This window comes from Methylobacterium hispanicum (assembly GCF_022179285.1).
GTDB classification, from domain to species: domain Bacteria; phylum Pseudomonadota; class Alphaproteobacteria; order Rhizobiales; family Beijerinckiaceae; genus Methylobacterium; species Methylobacterium hispanicum.
In genome coordinates this window covers 1-13,105 of sequence record NZ_BPQO01000028.1, presented here as the reverse complement: position 1 = coordinate 13,105, position 13,105 = coordinate 1, and the positions used below count along the sequence as shown (strand labels likewise).

The 13,105-nt window shown below is 70.4% G+C and carries 12 protein-coding genes; 1 reads left to right on the top strand and 11 read right to left on the bottom strand.

Features of this window, described 5'->3' with window-relative positions:
* Positions 1–52: 52 nt before the first annotated feature.
* Entirely contained in the window at positions 53–1,030 is a 978-nt protein-coding gene (locus MFF56_RS25060; protein WP_012454469.1) for a 3'-5' exonuclease, read from the top strand.
* 279 nt (positions 1,031–1,309) lie between these two features.
* Here the strand turns inward: MFF56_RS25060 and MFF56_RS25055 are convergent, their stop codons facing one another.
* From MFF56_RS25055 to MFF56_RS25005, 11 genes are all read right to left on the bottom strand, one after another.
* Positions 1,310–3,373 carry an AAA family ATPase gene (locus MFF56_RS25055; protein WP_066923915.1) on the bottom strand — a complete coding sequence of 688 codons (2,064 nt, stop codon included), beginning with the start codon at positions 3,371–3,373 and terminating at the stop codon, positions 1,310–1,312.
* On the bottom strand, positions 3,370–3,900 hold the full coding sequence (locus MFF56_RS25050; RefSeq protein WP_012454467.1) for a hypothetical protein: 531 nt from the start codon (positions 3,898–3,900) through the stop codon (positions 3,370–3,372). The genes MFF56_RS25055 and MFF56_RS25050 overlap by 4 nt, the downstream gene beginning before the upstream one ends.
* A complete protein-coding gene (locus MFF56_RS25045; RefSeq protein ID WP_238231521.1) occupies positions 3,900–5,072 on the bottom strand; it encodes an SIR2 family protein in 1,173 nt (390 codons plus the stop codon). The genes MFF56_RS25050 and MFF56_RS25045 overlap by 1 nt, the downstream gene beginning before the upstream one ends.
* A 567-nt stretch (positions 5,073–5,639) precedes the next feature.
* Complete coding sequence (locus MFF56_RS25040) at positions 5,640–6,164, bottom strand: uracil-DNA glycosylase family protein (protein ID WP_012454465.1); 525 nt, start codon at positions 6,162–6,164, stop codon at positions 5,640–5,642.
* Between the two features lie 125 nt (positions 6,165–6,289).
* The gene (locus MFF56_RS25035) at positions 6,290–6,670 is read right to left on the bottom strand and encodes an adenylosuccinate synthase (protein ID WP_066923919.1); all 381 of its coding nucleotides are present in this window, start codon (positions 6,668–6,670) and stop codon (positions 6,290–6,292) included.
* 58 nt (positions 6,671–6,728) lie between these two features.
* Positions 6,729–7,814 (bottom strand): glycosyltransferase, encoded by a 1,086-nt coding sequence (locus MFF56_RS25030; RefSeq protein WP_012454464.1) that lies wholly within the window; start codon positions 7,812–7,814, stop codon positions 6,729–6,731.
* A gap of 95 nt (positions 7,815–7,909) precedes the next feature.
* On the bottom strand, positions 7,910–8,548 hold the full coding sequence (locus tag MFF56_RS25025; RefSeq protein WP_009864849.1) for a c-type cytochrome: 639 nt from the start codon (positions 8,546–8,548) through the stop codon (positions 7,910–7,912).
* A 103-nt stretch (positions 8,549–8,651) separates the two neighbouring features.
* Positions 8,652–9,362: a copper-binding protein gene (locus tag MFF56_RS25020; protein ID WP_012454463.1), complete on the bottom strand. Its 711-nt coding sequence runs from the start codon at positions 9,360–9,362 to the stop codon at positions 8,652–8,654.
* 71 nt (positions 9,363–9,433) lie between these two features.
* On the bottom strand, positions 9,434–9,718 hold the full coding sequence (locus MFF56_RS25015; RefSeq protein ID WP_012454462.1) for a copper-binding protein: 285 nt from the start codon (positions 9,716–9,718) through the stop codon (positions 9,434–9,436).
* Positions 9,719–9,888: 170 nt separating this feature from the next.
* Positions 9,889–11,310 carry a multicopper oxidase family protein gene (locus MFF56_RS25010; protein WP_063112023.1) on the bottom strand — a complete coding sequence of 474 codons (1,422 nt, stop codon included), beginning with the start codon at positions 11,308–11,310 and terminating at the stop codon, positions 9,889–9,891.
* Between the two features lie 32 nt (positions 11,311–11,342).
* A complete protein-coding gene (locus tag MFF56_RS25005; protein WP_238231518.1) occupies positions 11,343–12,950 on the bottom strand; it encodes a TolC family protein in 1,608 nt (535 codons plus the stop codon).
* Positions 12,951–13,105: the final 155 nt, after the last annotated feature.

The following is a 13,105-nucleotide window of genomic DNA, read 5'->3' as shown; positions in this document are numbered from 1 at the left end:
TGAGCCCCGCCTCCCGCAGCCCGCCGCGGCGCGAACCCGGAAAGGTCTCGACATGTCCCTCAACGCCATCGCGAACGTGACCGCGCGCCCCGGACTCCAGGCGCCGGGCGGCGCGGCCCGCCTCGCCGCGGGCGCGACGTTGCTCGACGGCCACGCCCCCGCGGCGCCTCAGAGACACCGTCCGGACCGGCCGGAGGCGCGGACCGGCGTCGCGGAGCCGGCCGGCCTCCACCAGGCGTTGCTCGTCCTCGATATCGAGACGGTGCCCGACGAGGAGCAGGTTCCGTCGGATTGGCCGTCCGAGAAATTTCCGAAGGCGGCCTGGCACAAGGTGGTCGCGGTCTCCTTCGTCGAGGCAGCCATCGCCCGCGACGCGGCGACCGGAACCGAGGCATACCAGATCCGGTCGTGCCGGAGCGGGGGCGAGCCTGGATGGGATGAGGAGCGCCTGCTGCGGGCCTTCTGGAAGTTCTTCGCGGCCGGCCGCTACAGGGTCGTCACCTGGAACGGCCGCAGCTTCGACCTCCCCACGCTCCTGCTGCGCTCGTTGATGCACGGTATCGCGGTGCCCTCCTGGTACAGGAGGGGGACCAAGTGGGACGGCTACGGCCACCGCTACGCCGTAGACTGGCACGCGGACCTGATGGAGGTCCTGGCCGAGTTCGGGGCCTGCGCGCGGCTGACCCTGGAGGAGGCCGCCGGGCTCCTGGCCCTGCCCGGGAAGCTGGGCGAGCACGGCTCGCAGGTCGCCGCCATGATCGCCCGCGGCGAGATCGGGCGCGTGCGGGCCTATTGCGAGACCGACTGCCTGAACCTCTTCGTGCTGTACCTGCGCTGGGCGCACCTCACCGGAAGGACCGGCCCGGAGGCCCACGACGCTGCCATCGACGGCCTGATCCGGTACCTGGAGTCCGAACGGGCGGCGCGCCCGCACCTCGGTGCCTTCGTGGACGCATGGCGGCGGGCGACCGAATCCCGGTCCGCCTTCGTCTCCCGGCCGCCGCAGGCTTGGCCCGCCGTGGCGGGCTGAGGTCGGCCGGCCTGGACGCTCCCGCGCACGACCGGGACGGGCTCGCCGGCGACGAGGGCTTGGTCGGCGGGGCCAACGACTGGGACCGGGCCGCCGCCGTGGGGAGCGCTGGCACCGCCGGCCTGTCCCGACGGACGTCCCCATCGCCGATGGGTCGCGGCGAGCACGGCCGTCGCACGCGCGCAGCCTTCCGTCGTCGAGGGTACGGGCGCGTCTATCGCGGGTGGGACACTTGCCCCGGCCGGATGGGCCGCGACGCCGGCGGATACCCGCGCCGTTTCAGCCGGCCGCACTCAGGTCCCTGGTCCTCCCGAGCACGCCGGCCATTGCCGGTGCGATATCCGTCGAGCGGGTGATCGAGGCCCCGCCCCCGGAAACCAGATCCAGGTCGTGACGCCGGCCGGGCGACGTGGGCTCGCTGATCAGGCGCCGGCACAGCAACTCAGCCAGCGACGGATCCTCGACGGCACAGACGATCTGCCGGCCCGATCGCTGCAGGGCTGAGAGCACCTCGACGAGGTGCAGGGCCCGGAAATCGTCGATGTGCTGGACCGGGTCGTCGAGCATGAGCGTCCGCCAGGTGCACCACGGTCGGGACAGGTGAACGGAGAGGAGGAAGGCCAGGCCGGCCGCACGCCTCTGCCCGCTGCTGAACACGAATTGCGGGTTCAGCCCGTTGCCGACCCTCAAGCTCAGGAAGCGCTTCACGTCGCCGCGTATGCCGTAATCGATGGTGCGCCACTCGGAGTGCGGGCGGAGCCGTTGATACAGCTCGTTCAGCAGCGGGCTGATGACCGCGAGGCGCTCGTCGATGATCTCGGCATTCGTCCTGCGGACGGTACGGTCCAGCGTCCGGGCGGCGGTCACGGCCGCGCGGGCCCGCGCGAGCCGGTCCGCCGCGGCGTCGGCTTCCACCCGGAGCGCTTCGAGATGCGCTTCTAGGTCCGTCACGCGTTCCACCGCCTGCGAGGCTTCCAAGGTGAGGATGCTCCGCTCCAGGTCGATCAACCGGCTCCGTTCGGCCTGCACGGCCGCGTCGAGGGCGCCGGCGTCGTGCGCGAGCTTCCCGTCCAGCGAGCGTCGCACGAGCTCGGCCGACAGCGCCTCTTCGCGGGCCGACAGCTCGGCCTCGGCGGACGCGAACCGGAGGACCGCCGCCTCGGTCTCCCGCAGGATCTCGGCCGCGGCCTCGTGCCGGGTCCGGGCCGCCGCGAGTTCGGCGCGCGCCTCCGGCACCCCCGAGCGCCGGGCGGCGAGCCGCTCGCGCGCAGCCGCGAGCCCCGTCTCGAATTCGGAGGCGTCTTGCGGCGCGCGACAGAGCGGGCAGCGGTCGTCATGAAGCCCGACCCGGCTGCCATGGTCGACCAGGATGGCCAGCGACGCGGCGAGCGCGTCGGTCTCCTGCTCCTTGTGAAGGCGCGCCTCGGCAGCCTCCAGCGCGTGGCGGGCCGCCCGGACCGCGGCCTCGGCCTCGGCCGCCGCCACCGCCGCCGCGTCCCGGCCCGCGCGGAAATCGGGGCCGGCGACCGTGTCGCGCAGCGCGGTCACCGCGCGAACCTCGTCCGCGACCCCACCCATCTCGCCGAGGCTCAGCCGGCGGCGGGCCAGCGCCTGCCGCGCCGCCGCGACCCGGCTGCCCAAGTCCTGGCCGCCGGCCGGCGTCAGTCCGTCCAGGCTGGACAGGGCGGCGGCGATGTCGCCGGCCTGCAGGGCGACGTCCCGGGTCTCCTCCAGATCGGTCAACGCCGCCGTCAGGCGCGCGCGCGCCTCCTCGTAGGCGTGCGCGGCCGTATTGTGCGCGCCCTCGGCGGAGGACATGACCTCGCGCGCCTTGGCGGCGTAATCCGGGCCTTCGATGGCGCCCAGCGCCGCCCGCACGAGCTCGAAGCGCTGCGTTTCCGTCAGGTCGAGGCTGAGCGCCGCGATCCATTCGTCGCGGATGATGGAGGTCCTGCAGACCTGCTGCAGCGCCCGCTCGGGCTTCGCGCCCGGGACGCAGAGCAGTGCCTCGATGCGGGCCGCGTCCCGGTCGGCGCCGGTCTCGCGCGAGCGCGTCACGGCAAAGCCGCTCCCGTCATCGGCACGGAACCCCACCGTGACGAAGTGCGCCTCCGGCTGCCCCTCGCCGCGCCACCAGACATAGTCGTCGAGGCTCTCCCTGGCCGCCTTGTCGACGAGGTACTTGTCGATCTGGCCCGTGAGCGCGAACTCGACCGCGTCGCACAGCGTGCTCTTCCCGACGCCGTTGCGTCCGCAGATGACGGTAAAGCCGGGGCCGAAATCCACGCGTTGGCGCTCCCGGAAGCCCCGGAAGCCGCACAGTTCGAGGTAGTCGAGCCTCATGGCGCATCCACCAGGATGCGCGCCACGTCGGAAGCGCTCGCGGCGCCCAGGAAGGCGGCCACCGCGGCGTCCGGAACGTCGCTCAACCGCGACCGCAGACGGGCGCGGTAGTCGGCGCCGCCGATCACGGGCGCGCTGAGAACCGGCAGGAGGGGCAACAACGTCCTTCGCAGGTCGGCCGCCGTGCGCAGGTCGCCGCGCGCGATCTTGCGGGTCATGGAGAAGTTCTCCTCGATCCGCTCGATCTGCCGCGCGAGGCCGGGTTCGGCACCGCCGGCCAGGAACAAGGCGTAGACGTTCCAGGCCTTGGCGCCCGCGGACCGCAGCGAGGCCGCATGTCGGCCGAGCGTGGCCTGCTGGACCTGCCGCCAGTCGGCGAGCAGGCTCTCGCCGCTCCCGAAGACGTGCAGGAAGCCGGCGACGGACGCATTCTCGAAGCAGACGACCGGCACGCTGCCGCCCGGCCAGGTCCAAGTCTCGTAGCCGGCCGAGCGGAGCAGCACCTCGGATTGGGTCGCGATGTCCATCACACACCGAGCTCCTGGCGTGCCGCGGGAAGGTCGAGCCACGCCGCCGAAGCGCCCGGCCGGATGATGTCGCCCGGGCGCCCCTCCCGCACGAGGTTCACCGGCAGGCCGACGTCGACGGCGCCGGCGCAGACCACGACGTCGGCGACCTCGAACGGTGTCTCCCTGAACCGGTCCTGCGTCGTCTGGAGCAGCGTACCCGAACCGTTCACGACCCTGACCCGGCGGCCGGCGAGATCATAGCCGACGGAGGTCTGGACGGCGCCGGCACGGCGCAGCAACAGGTGCGCGTAGCCCAAGACTTCGGAAGGGCCGGGGTTCCGCAAGGTCGCGGCGGCGGTGGCCGGCACGCCTTCGGCGTCCCGACGAAGGCCGTAGAGGTCCTCGCTGCCCAGATCGGGGGGATCGAGCCAGGCCGATTCGCACGCCGCCCCCGTCTCCCTCTCCACCGCGGCGCGTCCGGCGTGCAGCACCTTGCGGAGGTAAGCCCGGGAGAACGCCCGGCGGAGTTCGTCGAGGACCTCGGCCCCCGAGCGCCTGACATGCGCGAAGCGGACGTTCGCCGAATTGGCCAACGTCCAGAGCTCGGGGGCCTTGGCCTGCAGGACGTCCTCGCCCGCGAGGTCGACCAGGGTCACCGACAGCGGCGCGACGCCCGTCATCGCCTCGGCGAGAACGGCATTGAGGTAGGACCAGTCCGACCAGAAGCCGACGACGAGCAGGTCCTTCTCGCGCAGGTTCGCCGCCATCCAGGTCTTGGTCTTGGCGATGCGCGCGGCGATCACGCCGTCCTCGGTGAGCTGCGACGCCGTCCAGACGGTGGCGCGCCGCTCGCGCACCGAGCAGCCATGGAACTTGAGCAAGGGCGCGTGCATGCGGGCCCGCACGGTGGCCTCGTCGCCGTCGAGCGAGGCGGCGAGGTCGAACCCGTAATCCTGTGCGCGGCGCTCGATCAGGTTGTCGTAGTTCGCCGATACGGCGCCGGCAGCCATGCGCGTGATCAGGAAGTCCGCCACCGCCGCGTGGCCGGCGTTCGGCGGCCTGACGAAACTCTCCCAGGGAACGAGGGCCTCGATGAAGACCGAGCCGAGGGTGTCGTCCCTCGCGAAGATCTCCGCCAAGGCTTCCAGGTCGCCGCGCAACCCCGGCGGGCACGCGGGGTCGATGCTCATGACATACCGGTCGTAGCAACTGGTGGCCACGGACCATGCCGACGGTAGGGAGCTCGGCGGCGCCATCGACAATCCGGCACCGCAGAGTATGACGAGGCGCCCCGCTTCCATGGAGGCGAGCAATCGCGCACGAACCGCCGCGTCCAACCCGTTCCTCCCTTGCCTCGCGAACCTTTACGGTGGCGTAGACCGAGATCACACTCAAGGCAAAGTAAGGCGACCCAGCTTCTCTCGCCCACGCCGCACGCGCATCGAACCGTCGGCCCAGAAAGTCGCGCCGGCGTAGGTTGCGCGCTGTCGTCTCGGCGACAAGGTTTCAGGCCGCCTGTTCCGGGCCGGGGCGGCTGATGGGTCTGGCGAGACAGGTCCGAGGCGCGGGCCCGCATGGCTTCTCTGGGCAAGGCCCGGCGGCTGTCCCGCCCTCAAGGCAGCGTCGGCTGCACCTCGCGCTGGACCTTGGCGGGCAAGCCGTACAACTCTCCCATCAGGGCGATGAACTCGCCCTAGCCACCGTAGCTGGGGTGGCGGACCCGCTCGGCCGTCATGCCCAAATCCGCCAGGGCCGCCTCAGCGTCCCTCGTGATAGCGACCATGGTGCGAGGGCGCGGTTCCGAGACCAGCCATTCGAGGAGGTGGGGGGAAGCCTGCCGTTCGAGACCGGCTGTGGCAGCGATTGGGAAGCGGGCCGCCGGAGGCGTGCGGGTGGAGCGGGAAGACATTCCAGAGGAAGACCGGGCGCCGCAGGTGCCGGAGGACCTGCCAGGTCACCGTCGCGGTGCGCTCGGCCACCGCCGGCCCCCGGGCGGCCCGTGAGAGCGGCAACTGCCCATGGAGGCCGGCATGGGCGGGGAGGTGAGCCTCGTCCGTGAGCGCCAGGCCAGTGCGCCGCCCGCCGCGATACCCGAGGTCGCGCGCTATCCAGATCGGATCGACGCCTCCCGCGAGGGCCGCCTCCGGAACGAGCCGCAGGTTCTCCCTCCGGATCTGCGGGGCGTCGGCCCCGTCGTGATCCGGACAGACCACGGCGTAGGGGTTGAACGCGTCACGGAAGCGAAGCGCCGCCAGGGCATCGATGAAGGCGGCCGGTGTCATGTCGGCAGGCTCGCGACCGCAGGCCGGGCCGGGGCTTCCTGGGGCGACCGGCGAACGGCCTGCCTGACAGCTAGCCGCTTCGCCGACCGTTACCGCACCTGCGGCGGCTTCGTGATCCCGGCCGCTCAAGCCTTGTTGGTGAACCGCGCGGAGGCGGCCTTGCCGCCGACCTTGAGCGAAACCGTTGCCACGACCTGGCCACTCGCCGCGACGGGCAGCTTGCCCTGCACGCTGTTGGAGCCGGCCGGGCTGAGGTCGATCTTGTAGCTCTTGCCGCCGACGAGCACCGTTGCGGTGCCCGAGACCTGGGCCGCCGGAACGGGCTTGCGCATCTCGTCCAGGACGTAGACGGTGACGTCGGTGTCCTTCACCACGAGTTCCAGCCAGAGCTCCTGGGCCTCCTGCACGAGGCCGCCGTGCGCGGCCTTGGGTGCCTCGCCATGGGCGAGGGCAGAACCGGATGCGAGGCTGAGGGCAAGAACCAACGGAATCGCGAAGAGCTTCATCGTGCTTTCCTCGTAACAAGCCAGAAATCGGTGGTAAACGCGTCTTCGGCGCGGTTTTCTAGGTTCCATGTCGCCCGAACAGGGAGGGGCGAAGACTGCTATCCCGTTCCACAACTGCCTCGAACAAGGCGTCGTAGGCCGTGGCCGCGCGCCGCGGGGAGAAGTCAGCCGCGCGCCGCCGGCGTCTCTCAGCGTCGCCCGGATCTTCCAAGACGGCTTCGATAGCCTCGGCCATCTTCGTGGCGTCGCCGACCGGAACGATAACCCCAAGCGCCGGGTCGAGCAGGATCTCGCGCGGCCCGTCGCAATCCGTCGCGACGACCGGCATGCCGTGGGCTAGGGCCTCAACCACGGCAAGACCGAAGGCCTCGACGCGTGAGGACAGAACGAGACAACTCGCCTCCGCAAAGGCCGGCCAGGGTTCCATGACGTAGCCGCGAAGCTCGACCCGGCCGGACAGGCCGAGGCGGTCGATCTCGGCTTCGAGACGCGCATACTCGACCCCCTCGCCGAGGATCACCAAGCGCGCGCTCGGTTGTCGTACCTTGGCGAAGGCGCGCAGGAGGGTCTGATGATCCTTCGCATGGTCCAGGCGACCCACGGAAAGGATGACCGGCACGGTCCGGTTGGGTGCCTTCTCCGCCACGCGATCAGAGAGGACCGGATTGTAGATCCGGCTCAAGCGGCTCGGATTGGCCGCAAGCCTCTCCTGCAGGTATCGGGCAAGCCCGTCCGAGACGGCGATTGTACGAGCGGCCATCCGGGTGAGAAGCGGCGTGGCGAGGTAGCCGATGCGGCTGAGAAGCCCACGCTCGTTCGCCGTATAGCCATGGTACGTGATGACGCTCCGGCGCAAGCGGCCGGCCAGGACCGCTGCCACCGTGTGCTTGAGGTTTGAGGAGGCCAGCGCGGAGATCGTGACGTCCGGCCGCTCGCGACGTATCAGCCCGGCAAGGCGCGCCGTTGAGCGTAGATGTCCGCCTCCTAACACGACAAGCCGAGCATCGGGGCTCAAATGAGCCATGTTTTCCCGGGCCTCGTAATCAACGGCCACAACTACTTCATGTCCGAACTTGCAGAATTCAGTGGCGAGGATTGCCCACACGCGTTCTGCTCCGCCGCCTGCGAGGGCGTGCACGTACATCAGAATTCTACGCGGAACAGGTCTCGGCCTGTCGGAAGCAGGTGGAGCATTCACAGGAAGTACCCTGCCTCGGCGCCGGCGTCGTACGGCTCCCGCTAATGGTTGTGCTTGTGGCGCGCGCCGCCGTCCGGCTGCGCTGTGCTGGAGGGGTTCTCCGCTGCCTTCGTGCCGTCCGTCCCGGCGGCGCCGTGGTTCATTCCGGCATGAGCGTCGCCTGCCTGTGCCTGCATCCACAGGTCGTTGTACTCGTCGTCGGTCATCTCCGGCAGCTTCCGCAGCAGCGCGACCGTCGCCCAAAGCATCTCGTCCCCGTCGCTCGCCATCGACGGCATGCCGCTCATCTTGATCCCGTTCTTCAGGATCCAGAACAGCTCGCCCGCACTGTAGCGCTTCGCGGCCTCCTTGAGATTCGGCGGCTCAGGATACATGCCCTCCGCGACCTCGTTGCGCTTGGTGCCCGGTCCGCCATGGCACGTGGCGCAATGCTCGGCGAAGTGCCCGACGGCCGGCACCAGCTTGGCTTGTTCGTCGTAGCCCGCCGGCGGCAGCAGGCCGGCCGCGTGGGCTCGGATCGAGCGCACCCGTGCCGTCTCCAACACCCACGAGGTCAGGGCCCAGTGCGGCTCCGTCGCGGCGACGTTGAAGACGCCAGCGTAGATCACGGCCGCGGCGGCGACCGTCGCCAGGATGCCGGCCGAGAGCAACGTGAGGAAGGCGATCTTGGCGGTTTGCATGGATGTGTCCTGAGTGACCGGTTCAGAGACGGGCCGCCCACGCGTCAGGTGCGGGGGGGCCGTCGGACGAACTGGGATGAGCGCTCTCGTCGGATCCGTCTTCTCACCGCGCCTTCTGGATGCGCGTGATGGCAAGCTGCCCGTTCACCCGGTCGGCGGAGAACCGGACCCGGTCCCCGGCCTTCACCCCCTTGAGGATGGCAGGGTCGGCAACCCGGTAGGCCATCGTCATGGCGTCCATGTCGATGTTCGGGATGCGCTCGTGGTCCAGCGTGACCTTGCCGGCGGCCTCGTCGACCTTCTGGACGGTCCCGCTCACCAGGGGCGTGTTGGCAGGGGGCTGGGCCGCGGCAGGCTTGGCGGGGGACGCCGGCGCGGGCGACGGCGACGCGGGCTGGGTCGAGCCGCCCGCCTGCGCCTTGCGGTCCAGCGGACCCTCGCCGGACGGCGTCTGGTTCGGCTGCGGCCGGTAGTCCGACTGCCGGCTCCGGACCTGCCATTCCTTGAGGGCGTCGATCTTCTGCTGCTGCTCGTCCTGGATCTTCTGCGCGGTCTCGCGCAGCTGCCGGTCGCCGCCGTAATCGAGCTGCGCCTTGGCGAGGAAGAGGGACTGCTCGTAGCTCGCGATCAGGAGCTCGGCGAAGTCCCGATCCGGGTCCCCGGTCAGCTTGAGGTTCTTGAACCGGTCCGCCATGACCTCGCGCACGCGCTCCAGGGCGGCCGGGGCACCCTTGGCGGGTTGGGCCCAGGCCCCGCCCGAGAGCGGGTTCGCAAGCGCCACGCTCATGGCGGCCGACAGCAATAGACGTCGCATGTGATTTCCTCCGCGGCATGGGGCCGCCGCGCGTGATCGGGCGTGCCCGCGCGGCGGGCCCGTTCGAGGCGCTACTTGGCTTTTTGGATCTGGGTGACGGTGTACTGGCCGCCGGCCTCGTCGACGTCGAACTCGACCTTGTCCCCGGACTTCAGGTCCTTGAGCATCGCCGGGTCCTTGACCTTGTAGGCCATGGTCATGGCGTCCATGTCGAGCTTCGGAATGCGCTCGTGGTCCAGCGTGACCTTGCCGGCGGCCGGGTCGACCTTCGTGACCGTGGCCTTGACCGATTGAGCCCAGGCCGGGCTCGCCAGAGCCAGCAGCGCGGCGAGGGCGAAGGGAGGTACCTTCCTCATCGTATTCTCCTGATGGTCGTTGTGCCGCTGCACGGGCACTTGTTGAGGGGCGATGGCGCCCGCGCAGCGGCTTTCGGGCGGACTAGGTCCACCCGAACCCGTCCGCCGGTGCCCGCCCGCATCGGGGCGTCGTTCCGGCGGAAGCTTGGAAGACATCCGGCATCGCCGGCTCAGTGGTTTCCGTGACCGCCCGGGTTGGAGGCCGTCCGGCGCTTGCGCGGGTCGACCACGCGCAGGTCGGTCTCGCGGGCTTTCCGGCCCTTGGGCGTGTCCGGCGCCCGCGTCGGCTCGGGCAGGGGCTCGCCGGTCCACTCGTAGGCCAGCGTGCCCTCTGGGTGCTGGTACCAGCCCGGATCCCTGTAATCGCCGGGCGCCACGTCGGGGCGGACCTTCAGCACGGTGAACATGCCGCCCATCTCGACCGATCCGAACGGGCCGGCGCCGGTCATCATCGGCAGCGTGTTCTCGGGCAGCGGCATCTCCATCTCGGCCATGGAGCCCATGCCGGTCGAGCCCATCGGCATGTAGCCGGGCGCGATCTTCTGGATGCGCTTCGCCGTGCTCTTCAGGTTCACGCCGATGTAGGTGCGCACCGAGTGGCCCATGGCGTTCATGGTGTGGTGCGACTTGTGGCAGTGGACCGCCCAGTCCCCCAGGTTGTCGGCGTTGAACTCGATGGCCCGCATCTGGCCGACCGCGACGTCAGCGGACACCTCGAACCACTGGCGCTCGGGCGGGATCCAGCCGCCGTCGGTGCCCGTGACCTTGAAGTCGACCCCGTGCACGTGGATCGGGTGGTTGGTCATGGTCAGGTTGCCGAAGCGCATCCGCACCTTGTCGCCCTGGCGCGCGACCATGGGGTCGATGCCCGGCCAGACCCGGCTGTTGAAGCACCACATGTTCATGTCGAGCATCGTGTTGACCTTGGGCACGTACGACCCGGCCTCGATGTCGTAGGCGTTCAGGAGCCAGACGAAATCGCGGTCGACCCGCCGCTCGGCCGGGTCGCGCGGATGCACGACGAAGAAGCCCATCATGCCCATCGCCATCTGGACCATCTCGTCCGAGTGGGGGTGGTACATGAAGGTGCCCGAGCGCCTGAGGATGAACTCGTAGACGAAGGTCTTGCCCGGCGGGATGCCGGGCTGGTTCAGGCCCGCCACGCCGTCCATGCCGTTGGGCAGCGTCTGGCCGTGCCAGTGCACGGCGGTCGCCTCCGGCAGCTTGTTGGTGACGAAGATGCGGACCTTGTCGCCCTCGACCGCCTCGATGGTCGGACCCGGCGACTGGCCGTTGTAGCCCCAGAGATGGGCCTTCATCCCAGGGGCCATCTCGCGCACCACGGGTTCGGCCACGAGGTGGAACTCCTTCCAGTCCCCGCGCATGCGCCAGGGTAGGGTCCAGCCGTTCAGCGTCACCACCGGCTGGTAGTCCACCCCGGTGGTGGGCACGAGGGGCGGCTGTGTCGTTGCCTTGTCCATCGAGGGCGCCTCGGGCAGGCCGGCGGCCTGCGTCCGCCCGCTGATCATGGACGTCCCTGCGAGGACCAGTCCGCCGGCCCCGAGCAGGTTCCTGCGCGAAATGTCAGTCATCGGTTTCTCCATGGGTCTCGTGCGATGCGGCATCAGCCGCCGGGCGTGGCGGAAGCGAGGGTGTCGCCACCGCCGCCGGCCACCGCCTCGGACCCGGCCGATTCGCCGCCGAAGCCTTCGCCGGTGAAGCCCCCGCCGATGACGGCCGCCCTGAGGTCGGTCGCCGCGATCCAGAAGTCGCGCTGGGCCTCGATGGCCTGGATGTTGCTCAGGATCCGAGAGCGGGCGTCGATGATCAGGGTGGTGACGTCGATCAGCATGCCGCTGTACTGCAGCAACGCCTGGTCCTGGATCGTCTTGCGCAGGGGCAGAACGCTCCCCTGGTAGTGACGGGTGATGTCGTACTGGCCGCGGTAGCGCTGGTAGGCCTCGCGCACCTCAGAGCGGGCGTTGACCGCCTTCTCCGCGAGGCGATGGGCGGCGCCGAGATAAGCCTCCCGCGCGCCGCGCACGACCGTCGTCCCGAAGTCGTAGATCGGGATGACCAGGTCGATGGAGTAGCCGCGCCCGAAGCTCTTGTCGCGAGTGACGTTGAAGCCGCCCTGCTCGTTCGGCTCGAAGGCCTTCGCGCGCTCGTAGCGGTCGGAGTAGCCGACATCGAGCACGTTGATGAAGCCGCTGACCTGGTTGAGGCCGTACTGGCCCGCGAGCGACTGGAGTTCGAAGCGCGCCGTCTGGATGTCCGCGCGCTTCTTGATTGCCTCGGCCTCGATCTGGGTGCCGCTCACCAACCGGCCGGGCAGCGACGGCAGGCCGTTCGGAAGCTTGAAGTCGATCTCGCGCCCCCAGAGGCCGAGCAGGCGGATCAGCTTCTCGCGCTCGACCCGTTGCAGGACGCGCGCCTTGGCGAGCTGCGCCCCGAGCTCGCTGTAGAAGGCGTGCTCGCGCGCCTGCTCCAGCTTGTTCAGCGCGCCCGTCTCGCCGAGCTGCTTGGCCAGGGTGGAGGCGGAGCCGGCGCTCGCGAGCGCCTGCTCCAGGTAGGCGACGGACTGGTTCGCCGACACCGTGCGATAGAACTGGCGCCGCGCCTCGCCGGCGAGCCGCAGCACCTGCCCGACCGTGCGGTACTGCTCCGCCCTGAAACGGTTCTGGGCGATGGGGATGCGGACGGGCAGCGTCAGGAGCTCGATGAGGCTCGCGGTGAGGGAGCGCTCGACCTCCAGCGTGAAATCGCCCCCGGTCCGGCTGAGGGAGAGCCGGGGGACCGGCGGCAAGGTCGCCTGGACGAACTCGGCTTCCGACACGCCGAGGTCGTTGAAGGACGCCTGCAGGGCGCGGTTCTTCAGGAGGGCGACCTGAACCGCGCTGTCGGGCGTCAGGGGGCGCCGCAGCAGCTGGTCCGCGCGCGCCGCCGCGCCGGTCGCGGCGATCTCGTCGGACACCTTCACGATGTCCTTCCTCAACTCCAGGGCGGCGTAGCTGTGCGCCGGTCCGAGACCGCCGTCGGCCGAGAAGCCCACGCAGCCGCCAAGCGGCACCCCGACCGACGCCAGGAGGGCAGCGGTCCGGGCGCGACGGCCGAGCGACGCTGCGGCTCCCCGGCGGGCGCCGGACCCGCGAGTCTGAGGCAAGGTCATCCGTGAGTTCCCTTTGTGGGTTAGTCCGGGGGCGGGCGGGGTTTGGTTACAGGCGGGCCCCATCACCGCCCTCCCGTGTCGCGCTTGCCGCCCATGCCGGGCATGTTCATGCCGGGCATCCGGGAGTGGTCCATGCCCTCCATGCCGCCCGAGCCGGACTTCGGCGTCACGGCGCGGTTGAGCTCGCGCCAGTCCTTGGGATCGACCACGTCGTAGCG

Coding starts and splice junctions, on each gene's coding strand:
- MFF56_RS25045 (WP_238231521.1), bottom strand. CDS start 5,072: ATGAGCATCGACCCCGCGTGCCCGCCGGGGTTGCGCGGCGACCTGGAA.
- MFF56_RS25020 (WP_012454463.1), bottom strand. CDS start 9,362: ATGCGACGTCTATTGCTGTCGGCCGCCATGAGCGTGGCGCTTGCGAAC.
- MFF56_RS25040 (WP_012454465.1), bottom strand. CDS start 6,164: ATGACACCGGCCGCCTTCATCGATGCCCTGGCGGCGCTTCGCTTCCGT.
- MFF56_RS25005 (WP_238231518.1), bottom strand. CDS start 12,950: ATGGGGCCCGCCTGTAACCAAACCCCGCCCGCCCCCGGACTAACCCAC.
- MFF56_RS25030 (WP_012454464.1), bottom strand. CDS start 7,814: ATGTACGTGCACGCCCTCGCAGGCGGCGGAGCAGAACGCGTGTGGGCA.
- MFF56_RS25035 (WP_066923919.1), bottom strand. CDS start 6,670: ATGAAGCTCTTCGCGATTCCGTTGGTTCTTGCCCTCAGCCTCGCATCC.
- MFF56_RS25010 (WP_063112023.1), bottom strand. CDS start 11,310: ATGACTGACATTTCGCGCAGGAACCTGCTCGGGGCCGGCGGACTGGTC.
- MFF56_RS25050 (WP_012454467.1), bottom strand. CDS start 3,900: ATGGACATCGCGACCCAATCCGAGGTGCTGCTCCGCTCGGCCGGCTAC.
- MFF56_RS25015 (WP_012454462.1), bottom strand. CDS start 9,718: ATGAGGAAGGTACCTCCCTTCGCCCTCGCCGCGCTGCTGGCTCTGGCG.
- MFF56_RS25060 (WP_012454469.1), top strand. CDS start 53: ATGTCCCTCAACGCCATCGCGAACGTGACCGCGCGCCCCGGACTCCAG.
- MFF56_RS25055 (WP_066923915.1), bottom strand. CDS start 3,373: ATGAGGCTCGACTACCTCGAACTGTGCGGCTTCCGGGGCTTCCGGGAG.
- MFF56_RS25025 (WP_009864849.1), bottom strand. CDS start 8,548: ATGCAAACCGCCAAGATCGCCTTCCTCACGTTGCTCTCGGCCGGCATC.